Raw genomic sequence first — 18,451 nt, 5'->3', positions numbered from 1 at the left:
CTTTACCGCACCTTAGCGGCGCCCTTCGAGGCATCTCCCGGGAACGACCCCAATAAGGTCACCCCAATCGGCGAAAACGCCTGGTACTGGCCCTGAGTCAATAGCGTCTGGACACGCCGAAGCAATCCCGAACAGACGTAACCGGCCCGCAAAGCCCTCGTTGCACCCGAAAGCGGCCGTGACCTCAGCGGCAACTAGCGCAACTAGACACAACGTCGACAACAACGAGGCGACTGAAGACAACGACAGAACGCGTGCGAAACGCACGGGCTGTACTAACGCAGGGCTGTAACGGCGGGGGCAATGATTCAGCTCGAAGGTGTGAGCAAGATATATCGGACCGGCGATGTCGAGGTCCGAGCTCTTGTCGACGTCAACCTGACGATCGGCGAAGGCGAGTTGGTCGCGATCATGGGGCCCTCGGGCTCCGGCAAGAGCACCATGATGAACATTTTGGGTTGCCTGGACGTCCCCAGCTCCGGCAGCTACTTACTCGACGGAACGGACGTGTCCGGGCTCGACGACGACGAGCTCGCCGACATCCGCGGCCGCAAGATCGGTTTCGTCTTCCAGTCCTACAACCTCCTGGCCCGCACCAGCGCGGTCGCCAACGTGGAGCTCCCCTTGCTGTACTCCAAGGAGTCGACCCGCAGGCAGAAGGCCAGCGCCGCGCTCGCGGAGGTGGGTCTGTCGGACCGGGCGGACCACATGCCCAACGAACTGTCCGGTGGACAGCAGCAGCGCGTCGCCATCGCCCGCGCACTGGTCACCGAGCCCACGATGCTGCTGGCCGACGAGCCGACCGGAAACCTCGACTCGAACGCCAGCGCGGAGATCGCCGAGATGCTCGTGCGTCTGAGCGACGCCGGACGCACCGTCGTCCTGATCACGCACGAAGAGGAGATCGCGGCCTTCGCCAAGCGCGTCATCCGCCTGCGCGACGGTCGCGTCGTCAGCGACGACGTGTGCGACACCGGCTCGTTCGCCGCGATCAAGGACCCGGTGGCGGCCTCGGACCTGGCAGAGCCCAGGTGAACTTCAAAGACGCGTTCCAGGTAGCGATCCGGGGGCTGCGCGCCAACCGGCTGCGTTCCCTGCTGACCATGCTCGGCATCATGATCGGCGTCGCCGCCGTGATCCTGCTCGTCGGGCTCGGCAACGGCACGTCGGCCAAGCTCAACGCCCAGATCGAGTCGCTGGGCACCAACCTCATCGGCGTCTACCAGTCACGCGGCAGCGTGTCGTCCAACGGCAAGAGCAGGCCGCTCGCGGACAAAGACGTCAAGGCGCTGCAGGACTCCCCCGACGCGCCCCGCCTGCTGACCGTGACACCGGTCAAGCAGGCCAGCGCGGTGCTGGACTACATCGACGCCAACAAGATGTGGCGCACCGGCATCGTCGGGTCCTCGGAGAACTACCTGACCGCCTTCCACCGCACGCTGGCCGCCGGCTCGTTCTACACCGAGTCGGACATGCGGACCAGCTCTCGCGTCGTCGTGCTCGGCGACAAGCCGATGACCAAGCTGTTCGGCGGCAACGCCGCGGCCGCCATCAACCAGAAGATCCGCATCGGCAGACAGTCCTTCCAGGTCATCGGGGTCATCGCACCCAACGGCCTCAATGACGACATCGCCGTGGTCCCGCTCGAGTCGGTCCGCAACTACCTGATCGGCGGCGACGACGAGAACCTCGACCAGATCGTCGTGCAGGCCAGCAGCCAGAAGACCGTTCCCGCCACGATGAGCAAGATCAACGGTATTTTGGTAGAGGAACACAAGATCACCAACTCGGCCGAGAAGGACTTCGAGGTCCGGTCCAATCTCGACCTGCTGAACCAGTATTCCCAGGTCAACGACGTACTGACCCTGTTCCTGATGTTCATCGCGGCGATTTCGCTGCTGGTGGGCGGCATCGGCGTCATGAACATCATGCTGGTGACCGTCACCGAGCGGACCAGGGAGATCGGCATTCGCAAGGCCGTCGGCGCCCGCCGCAAGGCCATCCTGAAGCAGTTCCTCATCGAGTCCACGGTGCTCGCCGGCTTCGGCGGACTGGTCGGTGTGATCGTCGGTGTCGGGCTGACCGTGCTCGGCGCGACCCTGGGCACGAGCTTCGGGAACTTCGCACCGCCGGTGTTATCCGGCGGCTCCGTGGTGCTGGCCTTCACCGTCAGCCTCTGTATCGGACTGTTCTTCGGCGCATACCCGGCCAATAGAGCCGCGCGGATGCGCCCCATCGAGGCGCTGAGGCACGAATGATGAAGCCTCGCTTGAGAAGGGGAAACTTCAGGATGTACGCCGCGAAACAGTGGCCCAAGGCCCCCACGTCGAGAAACACCCGACGCTGGCTGGCCGCGGTCTCGCTGGTGATCCCGCTGGCGTTGGCCTCCACCGGATGTGGCAGTGCCACGCCCTCCCCGACCGCCGTCCGGGTGGCCAAGGGCAGCGTGGCCAGGACCGTGTCCGCCACCGGCACCCTGCAAGCGATCAGCGAACAGAAACTCGGCTTCGCCAAGGGCGGCAAACTGATCAGCCTGATGGTGTCCGTCGGGCAGCAGGTGTCGGCCGGGCAGGTGCTGGCCCGGATCGACGATTTCGAAGCCTCCTCGGACCTCAGTGAGGCCCAGGCCAAGCTGGACCGCGAGCAGGCACGGCTGGACAAGCTGGAGGACAGCATCGAGGCCGACGCGGCCGCTGAGGACGCGGACCGGGCGGACGACGTGTTCGGCGCGACCAAGGACGAGACCGACACGATCGGCCAGGCGAACGACGACTCGCTCAAGCAGGCGCAGAAGCAGCTCGACTCCGACCGCGAGGCGCTCAAGAAGATCCGCGAGCAGGCGAAGGCCGACCAGGACAAGTGCAACCGCTCGGTCACCGGTAACTCGCACCGCTACGACGGCTACGGAGACAACGCCGACATCACCACCAAGGACGACAAGGGCCTGCTGGTGGAGAACCCGCTGGACGCCATGTCGCCGTCCTGCAAGCGCGCCGAGCGGGGCAAGGCGGCCGTCGCCTCCTACCAGCGTCGCATCGACGACGACCGGCGCGCGCTCACCTACGGGCAGCGCCGCTCGGACATCGACGACGCGCGTCAGAAGGTCTCCGAGGCCAACGCCCGCCGTGACTCCTCCGCCGCGAAGAACGCCGCCGAGGAGGCCGAGCGCAACCGGCCGCACGATCTGGAGGAGCAGGAGGCGGTTGTCGACGACGCCATGGTCGACGTGCGCCGCGCCCAGCACGAGCTGTCCGACACGACGCTCATCGCCCCGGTCGCCGGGACGATCGCCAGCATCAACGGCGCGGTCGGCGAGTACCTGGGCAACGGCTCCGGCGGCACCACGGCCCGAGCTCCGGGTGGCCTGGACAGCGGGGCCGCGCTGCCGGACACGGACTCGGGCGTGTCCTCGGACAGCAAGTCGGGCGGTAGCGACTCCGACCGTCCCGGCGGCGACGCGTTCATGGTGCTGAAGAACGTCAACAGCTTCCAGGTCGTCGTCCCGTTCGAGGAGTCGGACGCGACGCTCGTGCAGCCGAACCAGCGGGTCCAGGTCACGTTCGACGCGATCCCGGGGCTGAGCAGGGCCGGCACGGTCGCGTCGATCACGCCGACCGGCACCCAGATCAAGGACGTCAACAACTACTACGCCTCGATCGTGCTCAACGAGAGCGATCCGCGCCTGAAGGGCGGTCAGACCGCCGAGACGAAGGTCGTGGTCGGTGGGGTGGACAACGTGCTGGTCGTGCCGACAGCGGCCATCCAGCGCGGCGGGCAGTCCGGTGTGGTGCAGGTCCTGCAGCCGGACGGCACCACACGCAAGGTCCAGGTCCAGCTGGGCCTGGTCGGCGACACGACGACCCAGATCGTCTCGGGCCTGGCGGTGGGCCAACAGGTAGTGGTCGCGGCCGAGAGCTAGCGACTCCCCACACCCCCGAAGGGCACGAACGCACCCCGCGTTCGTGCCCTTCGTCGTTCACGTGAGTGGCAAGGGCGTCTACCGCGAAGCGGCCTTCGTGAGTGGCAAGGGTGCCTACCGCGGAGCGGCGCCGAAGGCGTAGGCGCTCGGAGCACTCACGACAGCTTTTCCGTCGTGAGTGATCCGGGCGCCTATAGGCGCCCTTGCCACTCACGAGTCGACGGCGAAGCCGAGATGCCTTGGACCCAGCCACGCACACAAGTCGACGGCGAAGCCGAGATGCCTTGGAGCCGGGCACGGGCTAAGCCCCAAAACGGAAATTGCCGGCCAGCTCCCCAAGGAGCTGACCGGCAGCGGAAGTGATGGACGTCTAGGACCGGTGCTTCCCCACAGGCTCGACCTCCCACTCCCCTGTGGCGAACCGCGAATGCTTACGGCTGTACGCGTAGTAGACGATGAACCCGATCGCCATCCACACGATGAACCGCAACCAGGTCTCCACGGTCAGGTTCAACATCAGCCACAGACATGCCAGCACGGACAGGATCGGGACCAGCGGCACCAGCGGCGTGCGGAACGCGCGGGGCAGGTCCGGCCGGGTCTTGCGCAGCACCATGACCCCGACCGACACCATGACGAACGCCGCCAGGGTGCCGATGTTGACCATCTCCTCCAGGCTGCTCGTCGGGACGAACCCGGCGATCAGCGCGGAGATGACACCGACGATCATGGTGATCCGGGTCGGGGTGCCCCGTGAGCCGGTGTGCGCGAGCGAACGCGGCAGCAGACCGTCCCGCGACATGGCGAACAGCACCCGGGTCTGGCCGAGCAGCAGCACCAGGACCACGGTGGTGAGGCCGGCGAGCGCGCCGAGCGAGATGATCGTGGCGGCCCAGCCGACGCCGTTGAGCTCGAACGCGGTGGCCAGCGTCGCGTGTTCGCTGGCGGACTTGCTGGCCAGCTGCGTGTAGTTGACCATGCCGGTCAGCACGGTGGACACCGCGACGTACAGGACGGTGATGACCACCAGCGAGCCGATGATGCCCCACGGGATGTCGCGCTGCGGGTTGCGGGTCTCCTCGGCGGTCGTCGCCACGACGTCGAATCCGATGAACGCGAAGAACACCAGCGAGGCCGCCGCGAGCAGGCCGTAGATACCGAAGTGGCTGTTGGTGCTGCCACCGACCAGCGACACGAGGCTCTGCGACCAGCTGAACCCGGTGTCCGCACCGCCGGCCGCCGCCGGGGCGGCCGGCGGGATGTACGGGCTGTAGTTGGACGCCTTGATGTAGCCGAAGCCGACCACCAGCACCAGCAGGACCACCAGGATCTTGATCGCGGTGATCACCTGGCTGAGCCGGCTGGACAGCTTGACCCCGAACACGAGGACGGCGGTGAGCGCACCGACGATCAGCAGCGCGCCCCAGTCGAACGTGACCGCGCCGAGTGAGAAGGATGCACTGTCGATCTTCAGCCCGATCAGGCTGAGGAACTGCGCGAGATACAGCGACCAGCCCTTGGCCACGGTCGCGGCGGCGAACCCGAACTCCAGCATCAGGTCCCACCCGATGACCCACGCGGCGAGCTCGCCGAACGTCGCATAGGAGAACGTGTAGGCGCTGCCGGCCACCGGAACCGTGGACGCGAACTCCGCGTAACACAGCGCCGCCAACCCGCAGCCGATCGCGGCCAGCACGAACCCCAGCGCGACCGACGGCCCGGCGATGTCGCCGGCCACCCGCGCGGTCAGGGTGAAGATGCCGGCACCGATCGCCACGGCGACACCGAACACCACGAGATCGAGCGCACCCAGCTCCTTGCGGAGCTTGGTACCTCGCTCTTCGGTGTCCGCGATGGATTGTTCGATCGACTTGACCCTCGCCCGGCCATTGCCCGTCATGCGAGGCACGATACAACCGCTCACCGTGTCCAACAGCACACTTGACTTGGACTTGATCTCACGACGCCCGCTCGGAGCATTGACGAACGGTGAACAACACGTGCCCAATGGACGTCCACCTCGGGGAGAACATGTGACTTCGATGCACGCGCGCGACGGGTTGTTGACCGAGGCCGAGTTGCGCAAGGCGGTGGGCGACGGCTCGATCCACACGGTTCTGCTGGTGCTGGTCGACATGCAGGGCCGGCTGCAGGGCAAACGCTGCTCGGCGCGCTACTTCCTGGAGGAGGTTCTCCCGCACGGCGCCGAGGCCTGCAACTACCTGCTCGCGGTGGACGTCGAGATGAACACCGTCGACGGCTATGCGCTGACGTCCTGGGAGTCCGGCTACGGCGACTTCGAGATGGTCCCCGACCTGGAGACGCTGCGCCTGCTGCCCTGGCAGCCCGGCTCGGCGCTGGTGTTCGCCGATCTGCGGCTGTCGAACGGTGAGCCGGTGGCCCCGTCGCCGCGCCAGGTGCTCGACCGGCAGCGGGCCAGGCTGACCGAGCGTGGCTGGTACGCCGTGGCCGGGACGGAGCTGGAGTTCATCGTCTACCGCGACACCTACGAGGCGGCGTGGCAGAGCGGGTACCGGAACCTGACGCCGGCGAACCTCTACAACCTGGACTACTCGATCCTGGGCACGTCCCGGGTGGAGCCGCTGCTCAGCGCGATCACCCTGAGCATGGCCGGCGCCGGGCTGTACGTGGAGTCGGCGAAGGGCGAGTGCAACCTCGGGCAGCAGGAGATCGCGTTCCGCTACGACGAAGCGCAGGTCACGGCCGACAACCACGCGCTGTACAAGAACGGCGCGAAGGAGATCGCGGCGCTGCAGGGCTGCTCGCTGACGTTCATGGCGAAGATCGACGAGCGGGAGGGGAACTCCTGCCACATCCACCTGTCGCTCCGTACCCGAGACTCCGACGATGCTGTGCTCGCCGGTCCGGACGGTTCGCTGGGCACGCTGGGCTCGCACTTCCTGGCCGGGCAGCTGGCGACGCTGCGCGAGTTCTCCCTGCTGTTCGCCCCGAACATCAACTCCTACAAACGCTTCGCGCCCGGCAGCTTCGCCCCGACCGCCGTCGCGTGGGGACACGACAACCGGACGTGCGCGCTACGTCTCGTGGGTCGCGGGCCGTCGCTGCGGGTGGAGAACCGGCTGCCCGGCGGCGACGTGAACCCGTATCTCGGGCTTGCCGCGGTCATCGCGTCCGGTCTGCACGGCATCGAGAACGAGCTGCCGCTGCCCGAGCCGTGCGTCGGCAACGCCTACACCTCGGGCGCCCCGACCGTCCCGACGACACTGCGCGAGGCGCTGGACCTGTGGGAGTCGTCCACCGTGGCCCGCAACGCCTTCGGCGACGAGGTCGTCGAGCACTACGCGAACATGGCGAGGGTGGAGCTCGCGGCGTTCGACTCGACGGTCACCGACTGGGAACGCCGCAGAGGCTTCGAGCGCCTCTAACCGTCACCTCGCACAGAGGTTCTCTACGCCGCACAGAGGCTCCGGCTTCTGTGCGGCGTGCACCCGGTCTGTGCGAGCTGAGGCCGCGTAGGTTGGCCGGGTGAGCAAGCTTCAGGATCGGGTCGCGGTGGTGACCGGCGCGGGCAGCGGCATCGGCCTGGCGGCGGCGCGGCGGTTGGCCTCCGACGGCGCGCGCGTGGTGTGCGTCGACATCAACACCGCCACCGCCGAGGCGGCCGCGAACGAGGTCGGTGGGCTCGCGGTCACCGCCGACGTGACGGCCCCCGATGACGTGGCGCGCATCTACGCGACGGCCGACGAGCAGTACGGCCGGATCGACATCGCGCTGCACAACGCGGGCATCTCACCACCCGAGGACGACTCGATCCTGACCACGCAGCTCGACGTCTGGCGGCGTGTACAGGAAGTCAACCTGACGTCGGTGTACCTCGGCTGCCAGGCCGTCCTGCCGTACATGCGGCGGGCGGGCAAGGGGTCGATCATCAACGTCGCCTCGTTCGTCGCGGTGATGGGTTCGGCGACGTCGCAGGTGTCCTACACCGCGTCCAAGGGCGGGGTGCTGGCCATGTCGCGGGAGCTGGGGGTCCAGTTCGCGCGCGAGGGCATCCGGGTCAACGCGCTGTGCCCGGGGCCGGTCAACACGCCGCTGCTGCAAGAGCTGTTCGCGGCGGACCCGGAGCGGGCTCAGCGGCGTCTGGTGCACGTGCCGATGGGCCGGTTCGCCGAACCGACCGAGATCGCCGCGGCCATCGCGTTCCTGGCCGGCGACGACTCCTCGTTCATCACCGCCTCGGAGTTCCTGGTCGACGGCGGCATCTCGGCCGCGTACACGACTCCCCTATGAGTCGACCGCTCATCGCGCTGACCAGCTACCACGAACCGGCCGGCTGGGGGGGGTGTGGCGGGACGTGCCGGCCGCACTGCTGCCCTGGGCGTACGTCCGGCAGATCACCGAGGCCGGCGGCGCACCCGTCCTGCTGCCACCCTCGGCCGTCGCCGTCCCGGACGTGCTCGATCGCGTGGACGGGCTGCTGCTGTCCGGCGGGCCCGACGTCGATCCTGCGCGCTACGGCGCCGAACGCGACCCGGCGACCCAGCCCGCGAGGGTGGAACGCGACCAGGCCGAACTCACCGCGCTCGCCTGCGCGCAGCGGCGCGGGATTCCGGTGCTGGCGATCTGCCGGGGCATGCAGGTGCTGGCGGTGTCCAGAGGTGGCTCGCTGCACCAGCACCTGCCGAGCCACGCCCCGCGCGTCCCCGGCCGCTACGAGACGACGCAGGTACGCATCAGCCCGGGCACCCGGCTGGCGGAAGCACTCGGCGAGTCGGCCGCGCTGTCCTGCGCCCACCACCAGGGCGTCGACGAGCTGGGCACCGGTCTGACGGCGACCGCGTGGGCCGAGGACGGCACGATCGAGGCCGTGGAGGACCCGGACCATCCGTTCCTGCTGGGCGTCCAGTCACACCCGGAGGAGAACCCGGACACCGCGGCCCTCTTCGCGGCGTTCGTCCAGGCTGCCACCGCGACCCGAGCCGCGGAATCCAGCGACTCGCACCGCGGAATCTAGCGACTCGCGGGGGCGGTTCGGTCCAGGTCCGGTTCGAGGTAGATGAACTTGGCGTTGGGGACCGTGGCCCGGACTCGTCGTTCCGCGTCGTCGATCGCCCTCGCCACGTCCTCGACCGCGAGGCCCGAGGTCAGGGCGATCTTGGCGGCCACCAGGAGCTCGTCGGGACCCAGGTACTGCGTCTGGATGTGCAGCACGCGCTCGACCCGGCCGGCCTCCAGCGCACCCCTGATGTTCGCCAGGGTCCCCGAGTCCGCGCCCTCACCGATCAGCAGGCTCTTCATCTCGATGATCAGGATGACCGCGATGATCCCGAGGAGCACCCCGATGCAGATCGTGCCGATGCCGTCCCACACGCCGTTCCCGGTGACGACCGCGAGCACCACACCGAACATGGCGAGCACGAGACCGATGAGTGCGCCGAAGTCCTCCAGCAGCACGACCGGCAGCTCCGGCTCGGTGGCCTCACGGATGAACCGCCACCACGTCCTGTCGCCCTTCAGCGGGCGCGACTCCTGGATCGCGGTCCGGAAGCTGTAGCCCTCCAGCAGGATCGCGACACCCAGGATCACGATGGCGACGACCGGCGAGGACAGCGGTTCCGGGTGGCCGATCTTGTGGATGCCCTCGTACAGCGCGAACATCGAACCGAGGCTGAACAGCAGCAGCGCCACGACGAACGAGTAGAAGAACCGGTCCCGTCCGAACCCGAACGGGTGCGCGGCATCCGCGGGACGCGCCGCACGCTTTTTGCCGAGCAGCAGCAGCCCCTGGTTCGAGGTGTCGGCGAGCGAGTGCACCGCCTCGGCGAGCATCGACGACGAACCGGTCACCAGGAACCCGATGAACTTGGCCACCGCGATGCCCGCGTTGGCCGCCAGCGCCGCAACGATCGCCCGGGTTCCGTTTCCCGCTGACACGCTGGTACCCCCATGGCTGGACGAGCGACTGAGAAGTGACTGAGCGCGCTGATCCTAACGGTCGCTCGTGCGCGTCCCGTCGGTCGCCAGGAACAGCTGCGCGGGACCGTCCACCGAGGCGACCTTGACCGCCACATCGGTCGCGTCCAGCCACAACGACTCGCCCCGGTCCAGCGTCATCGACCGGCCGGAGCCGGCGGACACCTTCGCCGACCCGGCAGTGCACAGCACGATCCGGGGGCCGCTGTCCGGCAGCGGAACCACATCGCCGTTGGTCGGCCCTGACCAGTCCAGCCGCCACAGCCGGAACTCCTCGGCGACCGTGTCGTACCGGGTGATGACGCCGTCGGCGGTGCCGGTCATGACCGGGGCGGGGCACGCTTCGAAGTCGAGGACCTTGAGCAGCTCGGGGACGTCCACGTGCTTGGGGGTCAGACCGCCGCGCAGCACGTTGTCCGAGTTGGCCATGAGCTCGACGCCGGCACCGGACAGGTGCGCGTGCAGGACCCCGTCCCCGGTGTAGAGCGCCTCACCGGGCGCGAGGGTGACCCGGTTCAGCAGCAACGCGGCCAGCACACCGGCGTCCCCGGGGTACTGCTCGGACAGCTCAAGGACGGTACGCAGCTCGGCGCCGAACGCACGGTCCGGCCCGCCCTTGCGCAACAGGTCGACGCAGGCGCGCTGCACCGCCGGAACCATGTGGTCCAAGAGCCGTTGCGGCAGCGTGATCCAGGTGCTGAACAGTGCGCGCAGCCCGCCGTGGTCGGGCTGTCCGGCGAGCAGGTCCACGTGCGCGGCCAGCTCGGGCACCGCCAACGCCCCGAGCAGCTCCAGCGTCCCCTCGGGCTCGCGGAACCCGCACAGCGCGTGGAACTCGGTGAGCGCGCAGATCAGCTCCGGCTTGTGGTTGACGTCCTTGTAGTTGCGCCGCGCATCGTCGAGCCGGATGCCCTCGGCGTTCTCCCTGGCGAAACCGGCCGCCGCGTCCGCCGCTCCAGGGTGCGCCTGCAGGCTCAACGGCTCGTTGGCCGCGAGCACCTTGAACAGGAACGGCAGCTGCCCGTTCCACCGCCGTGCGCTGGCCTCGCCGAGGCGGGTGACCGGGTCGGCGGCCAGCTCGTCGAGCAGCGAGATCCGGCGCCCGTCGGAGAACAGCAGGCACGACGGGTCGCCCGGGTGCGCGCCGAGCCACAGCTCCGCCTCAGGATGCGGCGACGGCACGGGGCGGCCCTGCAGCTCCGCGATCACCGTCCGCGAACCCCAGGCGTACCTGCGGACCGGGTTGTCCAGTAGCTCCATCGTTCTCCGAAACTAGTGCTGTGCCTGCATGATCATCGACGCAGTGCACAGGGGCCGCGCTGGCGGCACCGCAGCGAAATGTTCCTACAGATGGTCGCAAGTCGCGCCGCAGCGCGCTCAGGCCGGTCCGTAGAGCCGCCACGCGGCGTCCGGACCAGCCCCGCGATCCGATCCGAGTACCGCGCCGGCCAGACCCAGGTACAGAGCTGCCAGATCGAATCTCGCGGCGAGCAGCACCGCGCGCCGTAACGCGCCGCCGGGTGCGCCGACCGGCACTTCTTCGATCGGGTGCAGCACGTCCGCCGCCGGCCAGTCACGACCGGCGCGACGCATCACGGCTTCGTGCGGATCCACGTCGGCGGTGCTGAGCAGCACGATCCGGGGCGGCGCGGGCAACGCACCGGAGGCACCGTCGGCCGGGTCGTCGAACGGGTCGTGGAAGATGTCGTCCGCGCCACCGGAAGGGCCGCTGACCAGCGCGCGCTGCAGCGCGACCGCTCTGGCCGCCTCACCGGCGTCGGCCGCGTGCACGATCACCGAGGCATGCGTGGCAAGCGTGGCCGCCGCGTACCCGGCGAGTGCCGTGCCGACCGGGTCGGTCCCCCACAGCAGCGGCGTGTGATCCGCCAGCCGCAGCGCCAACGTCTTGGCCGGGTTCACGAACGGCTCGTGCGACGGGTGGTCACGCTCCAGCTCACGGTCCAGGTCCGTGGCCAGCACATCCAGATCGGCCTTGAGCAGACCGAGAGCCGTCACGGTCACCAACATCGCCGCGAGCGCGCGCGGGAAGTCCAGACTCGGCGGTACCGGAACCCTTGGTTCGAGCAGCCGCGCCGACCCCGCGCCCGCCGCGACGATCGGGCCCTCGCCGGGCGCCGACAGCACCACCTCCGCGCCTCGGCGGACGGCGTGGCCCACCGACTCGGCGAGCTCACGGTCACCCGGATCGGAGGTGTGCGCAACGAGCACGTCGAGCGGTCCGATCCAGCTCGGCGCGACCTCGGCCGTCACCACCGGCACCGGGCAGGCCGGGCCGAGCAGCGCGGCGACCAGCTCCACCGCGTGCCCCGACGACCCGGGGCGGCGCAGCAGCACCAGTGCCCTCGGCCGGCTACCGGCCAACGCCTCGAGGCGTGCCTCCTGCGCTGCCTGCGCCGTCGAACGAAGTTGTGCCCCCGCGGTGGCGGCGGAGCGGAGCAGGCCGCCGGTGTCCGCGTCGGCCAGCGCCACCGGGTTCTCCAGCAGGCTGTCGTCCAGCACGGCGATCACTTCTCGCCCGGTGAACCGTCCGGCACGCCGCTGGCCGCGAGCGGTGGGAGTGCCTCGTCCAGCAACAACACCGGCACACCGTCGACCACCGGGAAACGACGGCCGCACGACGTGCAGGTCAACACCTCTGCGTCGGGCTCGGTCACCGCGCCGACACGCAACGGAGCATGGTCCTCCGACGGGCAGGCGAGGATCTCCAACAGCTGCGGATCCAGCTCTACGGCCATGGCCGACCCCTCTCTGTCGTATGCCCCACTATGCGCTCTTATCCGGTCAGCCACCGCTGGTAGCTCGGACCGTCATCAATACTTCATCGCGCAGCGCCGCCACCGCGTCCGCATCGGCGGCCTCCACGTTCAGCCGCAGCAGCGGCTCGGTGTTCGACGGGCGCAGATTGAACCAGGAACCGTCGGCGAGCGACACGGTCAACCCGTCCAGCTCGTCCAGCTCGACGCCCTCCCGGTCCTGGTAGCCGCGCTTCACCTCGGCCATCCGGCCGGCCGGATCGGCGACGCTCGAGTTGATTTCGCCTGACGTGGCGTACCGACCATAGTCGGCCATCAGCTCGGACAGTGGACGGTCCTGCTCGCCGAGCGCCGCGAGCACGTGCAACGCGGCCAGCATGCCGGAGTCGGCGCACCAGAAGTCGCGGAAGTAGTAGTGCGCGGAGTGCTCCCCGCCGAAGATCGCGCCGGTCTCGGCCATCGTCTTCTTGATGAACGAGTGCCCGACCCTGGTGCGCACCGGCGTGCCGCCGTGTTCGGTGACGATCTGCGGCACGGCCCGCGAGGTGATCAGGTTGTAGATCACCGAGGCGCCCGGCTCGCGGGCCAGCTCGCGCACCGCGACGAGCGCGGTGATCGCGCTGGCGCTCACCGGCTCGCCGCGTTCGTCGACCACGAAGCAGCGGTCCGCGTCACCGTCGAAGGCCAGCCCGAGATCGGCGCCCTCCGCCGAGACCCGCTCGCACAGGTCGACCAGGTTCGCCGGCTCCAGGGGGTTGGCCTCGTGGTTGGGGAACGTGCCGTCCAGCTCGCAGTACAGCTGCACCAGCTCGACCGGCAGCCCGGCGAGCACCGAGGGCGCGGTGTAGCCACCCATCCCGTTACCCGCATCCACCACGACCTTGAGCGGCCGGATGTCGGACACGTCGACCAGCTTCGTGAGGTACTCGCCGTACTCGGCCAGCAGGTCCCGCCGGGTCAGCGTGCCGGGAACGTCGGCGACCGACAACGGCCCCGGCTCGGCAATGCCGCGCAGCTGCTGCAGCTCGGTCGACACCGGGACCGCACCGGCACGGCAGAGCTTGAACCCGTTGTACTTCGCTCCGTTGTGGCTCGCGGTGATCATGGCACCGGGCCGGTTCAGCGAGCCAGCCGCGAAGTACAGCAGGTCGGTGCTGGCCAGCCCGATGTCGATGACGTCGACGCCCTGAGCGGTGACACCCTGGGCGAACGCGGCGGCGAGCTCCGGTGAGCTGATCCGCATGTCCCGCCCTACGACGATTCCGTCGCCGGCCTCACCCGCCTCGGTGAGCAGCCGCGCGAACGCCGCGCCGAGTCGCCCCGCCACCTCCGCGTCCAGCTGCTGACCCGCCACACCGCGGATGTCGTAGGCCTTGACGATCTCGGACAGGTCGCGGAACTGGGCCGGCGGTCGATCGACGAGGACATCGCTATCGGGCTGGGGGTGCACCCGAGGAGCTTATCGGCTCCCCACCGGGCGGTGCACGAAGTCTCTGACCAGGCCCGCGAGGCGGTCCGGGGCGTCGACCGGTACGAAGGTCGCGGAGTCCTCGACCCAGACCAGGCGCGCGTCCGCGAACTCGGCCGCGAGCTTCTCCGCGTGGCGCCGCGTGAAGAACCGGTCCTTGCGTCCCCAGATCAGCATCGTGGGCCGGTCGAAGGCGCGCAGCTTGGTCGCCGCCTCCACCGTGTAGCGCGGATGGATGCCACCCAACAGCTTCACCACGTCGCGGCGGACCCCGGGGATCGTGGCCATCGGGCCGACCCACGAGTCGGAACGTTCGCGGTCCACCTCGGTGCGGGTCAACCAGCCGTAGGCCATCGGGAGTCTGCGCAGCGCCGGAATCTGCAGCCCGCGCGCGATCACCCGCGCCACGCCGGGAACCTGGGTGATCCACTGCAGCGGGCGGAACATCGGCGGCAGGAAGTTCTTGTGGCTGTCACAGTTCGTCAGCACGAACCGGGCGAGGCGCTCGGGGTGCCGGGTCGCCACCAGCTGACACATCGCGCCACCGGTGTCGTTGCCGATCAACGTCACGTCGCGCAGGTCGAGTGCGTCCAGGAAGTCGGCGATCAGCCGGGCCACGCCGGGCGGGGTCAGGTCGGCATCGGGCTTCATCGGGATCCGGTGCGAACCCATCGGCAGCTCCGGGACGACGACCCTGGCGTTCTCGCTCAGCAGCGGGACGACGTCGCGCCACAGCGAACCGTTCACCAGCAGGCCGTGGATCAGCACGATCACCGGTCCGTCGCCACCGCTGTCGCTGTACTGCACCGTGCCCTGGTCGAGGTCGATCTCCGACATGTCCGTCTCCTCCGGTTTCACATACAACCTGTATCTGAGTATGGCCGTAACATACACGCTGTATGTCAACCAGGGAAGAACGTGCCGAGGCCACCCGCGCCCAGCTGCTCGCCGTCGCGCGCGAGCTGTTCGCCGCACGCGGGTACGCGGGCGTGGGCACCGAGGACGTGGTGCGCGGCGCCGGACTGACCCGGGGCGCGCTGTACCACCACTTCGCGGACAAACGCGAGCTGTTCGCCGCTGTGCACGAGCAGCTGGAGCAGGAGATCGTCGCGTCCATCGGCTCCCGCATAGCCACCGTCTCGGACCCGGTCGAGCTGCTCCTGACCGGCATGACGCTCTATCTGGACTCCTGCATGGAGCCCGCCGTCCTGCGGATCACCCTGCTCGACGCGCCGACCGTTCTGGGCTGGCCCCGCTGGCGGGAGATCGACGCCCGCTACGGGCTGGGACTCGTGATGATGGCCTTGACCACCGCCATGGACGCCGGGGCGCTACGTACTCAGCCGGTGCGCCCGTTGGCGCATCTACTGCTCGCCGCACTGGCCGAGGCGGCCCAGTTGATCGCGCACGCTCCGGACCCCGAGGCCGCCCGCGCAGAGATGGAGCCGACGCTCCTGTCCATCCTGGACGGCCTCCGCACCTGACCCCGTCCCGCGAGTCGAGGATGCCGTCAGCGCGAGTCGAGGATTCCGTCCCCGCGAGTCGCTGGATCGCGCGGGCGCTCGGAGGTTGTCCCCGCTGGCCGATCAGTGTCTTGGCGTGGTCGGGCGGTATCAACCCCCGGCTTCGCCGGCCTCGCACCCGTGCCTGGTGCACGTCGTTCGGGGGCGAGGGTTCCGGGTTGACACCACCCGACCACGCCAAGTGCGGGCCAGGATCGCGGGGAAAGGGGCGGCGTGCGTGTCCGCCGTGGTGCTGGCGAGCCGATCGCGCTCTGCTGGGCCACGGCTGCGCCGCGTCCCTGTCGCCCCCGGTGCAGTGCCTCCCCGGGTGCACTTCGCCCTTGGCGCCCCACCCACCTCACTCGCCACAAACGTCGTACGTCGCAGAGGTTCACGTCGTGTCGCAGATGCTGCAGTGTCTGCGACGCGACGTCGGGGTCTGCGAGGTCGTGGGATCAGTCCTTGAGCACTCTCAGGTGGCGGCCCGCGCCTGCCACCTGGGGGCCCAGGGGGTCGGCCTTCACCGCTCGGCCGGCCTCGCGCACTGCCTCGGCCAGGGCCGTCAGCTCGTCGCTCGACGTCACCGGCTGTAACTCGCCCTCGTGCCGCACCACGTCCCACCCGCGCGGCACTGTGAGCCTGTTGGCATGCATGGCACACAGGTCGTACGAGTGCGGCTCGGCCTGGGTCGCAAGTGGACCGACCACCGCCGTGGACTCAGCGTAGACATAGGTCAACGTGGCCACCGCGTGCTCGGTGCACCCACTTCGTGAACACCTACGCACATCCCGCACCGACCGACCATATCTCCTGAGCCGCACCACGTGTGGCAGCGACGCGTACCCTCACCCGCGTGAGGTCTGTACGGAACCGCCCGAGGCGGCGCGCAACACACCGTGACCGTCGTGGCCGCGGTCTGCGCGGGTTGCGCTACCCGGTTACCACTCCGGTGTTCAAGAACCGCGCACAGCGGTTCGACGACATGGTGCTCGAGGCCCTCGAACCGATCGAGCATCGGTGGGGCGACGAGCTGACCGAGCTGGATCTCGCCGTCGACATGGTGCCGGAGATCGAACAGACCGACCCGGACGCGACGAGCTGGCCGCCGGAGGTCGTCGAGGACCTCGGCGTGCCGCTGGCTCAGCTGGTACCGGCAGGCGTGGACAGCCGTGGCATGCCCACCCGCGCCAGGATCGTGCTCTACCGCCGGCCCCTGGAGGCGCGCTCGCGCGACGGGATCGACCTGGTCGATCTGCTGCACGAGGTGCTCATCGAACAGGTCGCCTGCTACCTCGGCGTCGAACCGGACTCCTTGGAGACCGGGGAGTGACGGTGATCGGAGGCCGGCGGCCGAGGTAGGCCGCACATCCGGCCTACCTCGGGCGTCGGTGTCCGATCAGACGCATTCGCGAAACGACCGCCGCTCGGCGAACCGAAACGGCGGCAGTTTGGGGTGGCCCACGCATGACTGGCCGAGCTGAGTCAGCTCAGCCGGCACGCCGCTTCAGCTTGCGACGTTCTCGCTCGGACAGGCCGCCCCAGATCCCGAAACGCTCGTCGTGCGCCAGCGCGTACTCCAGGCACTGCGAGCGCACCTCGCAACCACTACAGATCCGCTTCGCCTCCCGGGTGGAGCCGCCCTTCTCCGGGAAGAAGGCCTCAGGATCGGTCTCGGCGCACAGCGCCCGATCCTGCCACTCCGGGTGATCTTCCTCTTCTTCCATCGCGTCCAGAAGTTCGAACGCGTCCAGCATGTGTAGCGAGCTGGTCCGCTCGGGCTCGACAACGACCCCGTCGTCCCGCTCGCTACCGTCCGCCGCCCCGACGATCACATCTACCTGCCCATCTTCAGCGCCTGTCATCGAACGCCTGCCTCCCCCGGAGCATCTTCGCCCGTGAACCCCGGCCCGTCCGCTGCGTAGGGTTCAACTCGGCGCCGAATGACACCGCTGTGATTACACCGGGGGGATTCTAATAGGTCAAGCTGAAGACCCGAATAAGGAGCCCAATTCGCCCGGTCGATGGTCACATCGGCAGACTGCACGTGTGCCGCGCCGTCGTCTCGCCATCCAGGTCAGCCCGATCTTCCTACTGCTGATCGCCATCACGGTCGCGGGCGGCGTGCTGTGCACGTTCGACAACGAGGTGATGCTGACCACGGGCGTCGTGCTCCTCGTACTCGGCGGGTGGGCGGTCTCACTGTGCCTGCACGAGTTCGGACACGCCATCACCGCCTTCCGGGGCGGAGACACCTCGATCGAGAACCGCGGCTACCTGACGCTCGACATCCGGCGCTACGCCAACGCCCAGATGTCGTTCGTGTTGCCGTTGATCTTCCTGTTGCTCGGCGGCATCCCGCTGCCCGGCGGGGCCGTGTGGATCAACCACTGGGCAATCCGTTCGAAGCCGGTCAGGAGCCTGGTTTCGCTGGCAGGACCCTTGATCAACCTGGTGCTCGGTGTCGCGCTCGCGATCGCGGTGGCACTGGTCCCGATGCCGGTCGGACTGCTGGTCGGACTGTCCTACCTAGCGCTCGTTCAGGTGTTGGCGTTCCTGCTGAACATCCTTCCGGTGCCCGGACTGGACGGGTACGGCGCGCTCGAACCGTGGCTGTCCCAACCCGCGCGGGAACTCGGCGAACGGGTCCGTCCCTGGGCGCCGCTGGCGCTGTTCGCGCTCCTCTTCTTGGTCCGACCGGTCGCGCAGGTCTTCTTCGCCGTCGGCACACTGCTCTTCACGGTCCTCGGCGGCGACGCCGAGGCGGCAGGATACGGTTACAGCCAGTTCGTTTTCTGGCAGCGCTGACACGCGCTCGGGAGTTCCCCGAAGCCTT

At 68.9% G+C, this 18,451-nt stretch carries 18 protein-coding genes; 9 read left to right on the top strand and 9 right to left on the bottom strand.

Annotated elements, in window-relative coordinates:
- Positions 1–303: 303 nt before the first annotated feature.
- From G406_RS50785 to G406_RS0130055, 3 genes are read left to right on the top strand one after another with little or no spacing between them, the layout of a single operon-like run.
- A complete protein-coding gene (locus G406_RS50785) occupies positions 304–1,035 on the top strand; it encodes an ABC transporter ATP-binding protein (protein ID WP_064743097.1) in 732 nt (243 codons plus the stop codon).
- Positions 1,032–2,258, top strand: a complete 1,227-nt coding sequence (locus G406_RS0130060; protein ID WP_028936663.1) for an ABC transporter permease — start codon at positions 1,032–1,034, stop codon at positions 2,256–2,258. Before G406_RS50785 ends, G406_RS0130060 begins: the two co-directional genes overlap by 4 nt.
- 32 nt (positions 2,259–2,290) lie before the next feature.
- Complete coding sequence (locus G406_RS0130055) at positions 2,291–3,919, top strand: efflux RND transporter periplasmic adaptor subunit (RefSeq protein ID WP_028936662.1); 1,629 nt, start codon at positions 2,291–2,293, stop codon at positions 3,917–3,919.
- A gap of 370 nt (positions 3,920–4,289) precedes the next feature.
- On the opposite strand, the gene G406_RS50780 is transcribed toward G406_RS0130055, so the two are convergent.
- On the bottom strand, positions 4,290–5,819 hold the full coding sequence (locus G406_RS50780) for an amino acid permease (RefSeq protein WP_051342888.1): 1,530 nt from the start codon (positions 5,817–5,819) through the stop codon (positions 4,290–4,292).
- A gap of 142 nt (positions 5,820–5,961) precedes the next feature.
- Here G406_RS50780 and G406_RS0130045 point away from each other — a divergent pair, with 142 nt between their 5' ends.
- The 3 genes from G406_RS0130045 (at position 5,962) to G406_RS50775 (ending at position 8,915) form a co-directional block, all read left to right on the top strand.
- On the top strand, positions 5,962–7,326 hold the full coding sequence (locus G406_RS0130045) for a glutamine synthetase family protein (protein ID WP_028936661.1): 1,365 nt from the start codon (positions 5,962–5,964) through the stop codon (positions 7,324–7,326).
- Positions 7,327–7,426: 100 nt separating this feature from the next.
- Positions 7,427–8,191: a 3-oxoacyl-ACP reductase gene (locus G406_RS0130040; RefSeq protein ID WP_028936660.1), complete on the top strand. Its 765-nt coding sequence runs from the start codon at positions 7,427–7,429 to the stop codon at positions 8,189–8,191.
- A gap of 64 nt (positions 8,192–8,255) precedes the next feature.
- On the top strand, positions 8,256–8,915 hold the full coding sequence (locus G406_RS50775; protein WP_342666249.1) for a gamma-glutamyl-gamma-aminobutyrate hydrolase family protein: 660 nt from the start codon (positions 8,256–8,258) through the stop codon (positions 8,913–8,915).
- On the opposite strand, the gene G406_RS0130030 is transcribed toward G406_RS50775, so the two are convergent.
- The 6 genes from G406_RS0130030 to G406_RS0130005 form a co-directional block, all read right to left on the bottom strand.
- A complete protein-coding gene (locus tag G406_RS0130030; RefSeq protein WP_028936659.1) occupies positions 8,912–9,835 on the bottom strand; it encodes a cation diffusion facilitator family transporter in 924 nt (307 codons plus the stop codon). The genes G406_RS50775 and G406_RS0130030 overlap by 4 nt on opposite strands.
- A 54-nt stretch (positions 9,836–9,889) precedes the next feature.
- The gene (gene manA, locus G406_RS0130025) at positions 9,890–11,134 is read right to left on the bottom strand and encodes a mannose-6-phosphate isomerase, class I (RefSeq protein WP_028936658.1); all 1,245 of its coding nucleotides are present in this window, start codon (positions 11,132–11,134) and stop codon (positions 9,890–9,892) included.
- Positions 11,135–11,251: 117 nt separating this feature from the next.
- Positions 11,252–12,394, bottom strand: coding sequence for an SIS domain-containing protein (locus G406_RS50770; protein WP_051343031.1), 1,143 nt, complete (start codon positions 12,392–12,394; stop codon positions 11,252–11,254).
- A gap of 5 nt (positions 12,395–12,399) precedes the next feature.
- On the bottom strand, positions 12,400–12,630 hold the full coding sequence (locus G406_RS0130015; protein WP_028936657.1) for a Trm112 family protein: 231 nt from the start codon (positions 12,628–12,630) through the stop codon (positions 12,400–12,402).
- 46 nt (positions 12,631–12,676) lie between these two features.
- Entirely contained in the window at positions 12,677–14,098 is a 1,422-nt protein-coding gene (locus G406_RS0130010; RefSeq protein ID WP_051342887.1) for a phosphomannomutase/phosphoglucomutase, read from the bottom strand.
- A 9-nt stretch (positions 14,099–14,107) separates the two neighbouring features.
- Positions 14,108–14,953: an alpha/beta fold hydrolase gene (locus G406_RS0130005; RefSeq protein WP_028936655.1), complete on the bottom strand. Its 846-nt coding sequence runs from the start codon at positions 14,951–14,953 to the stop codon at positions 14,108–14,110.
- Between the two features lie 62 nt (positions 14,954–15,015).
- Here G406_RS0130005 and G406_RS0130000 point away from each other — a divergent pair, with 62 nt between their 5' ends.
- On the top strand, positions 15,016–15,600 hold the full coding sequence (locus tag G406_RS0130000; RefSeq protein WP_028936654.1) for a TetR/AcrR family transcriptional regulator: 585 nt from the start codon (positions 15,016–15,018) through the stop codon (positions 15,598–15,600).
- 473 nt (positions 15,601–16,073) lie between these two features.
- Here G406_RS0130000 and G406_RS0129995 read toward each other — a convergent pair whose 3' ends face one another.
- Positions 16,074–16,403 (bottom strand): DUF3499 domain-containing protein, encoded by a 330-nt coding sequence (locus G406_RS0129995; RefSeq protein WP_028936653.1) that lies wholly within the window; start codon positions 16,401–16,403, stop codon positions 16,074–16,076.
- 68 nt (positions 16,404–16,471) lie between these two features.
- On the opposite strand from G406_RS0129995, the gene G406_RS0129990 reads away from it, so the two are divergent.
- Positions 16,472–16,948 carry a metallopeptidase family protein gene (locus G406_RS0129990; RefSeq protein ID WP_084216550.1) on the top strand — a complete coding sequence of 159 codons (477 nt, stop codon included), beginning with the start codon at positions 16,472–16,474 and terminating at the stop codon, positions 16,946–16,948.
- A 157-nt stretch (positions 16,949–17,105) separates the two neighbouring features.
- Here G406_RS0129990 and G406_RS0129985 read toward each other — a convergent pair whose 3' ends face one another.
- Complete coding sequence (locus G406_RS0129985; protein WP_051343029.1) at positions 17,106–17,372, bottom strand: WhiB family transcriptional regulator; 267 nt, start codon at positions 17,370–17,372, stop codon at positions 17,106–17,108.
- Positions 17,373–17,664: 292 nt separating this feature from the next.
- On the opposite strand from G406_RS0129985, the gene G406_RS0129980 reads away from it, so the two are divergent.
- Positions 17,665–18,423 carry a site-2 protease family protein gene (locus G406_RS0129980; protein ID WP_245607264.1) on the top strand — a complete coding sequence of 253 codons (759 nt, stop codon included), beginning with the start codon at positions 17,665–17,667 and terminating at the stop codon, positions 18,421–18,423.
- Positions 18,424–18,451 lie beyond the last annotated feature (28 nt).

The sequence above is a fragment of the Actinospineispora spinosispora DSM 44797 genome, from assembly GCF_000429025.1.
GTDB lineage: Bacteria > Actinomycetota > Actinomycetes > Mycobacteriales > Pseudonocardiaceae > Pseudonocardia > Pseudonocardia spinosispora.
This window is presented reverse-complemented; position numbering and strand designations above follow the sequence as displayed.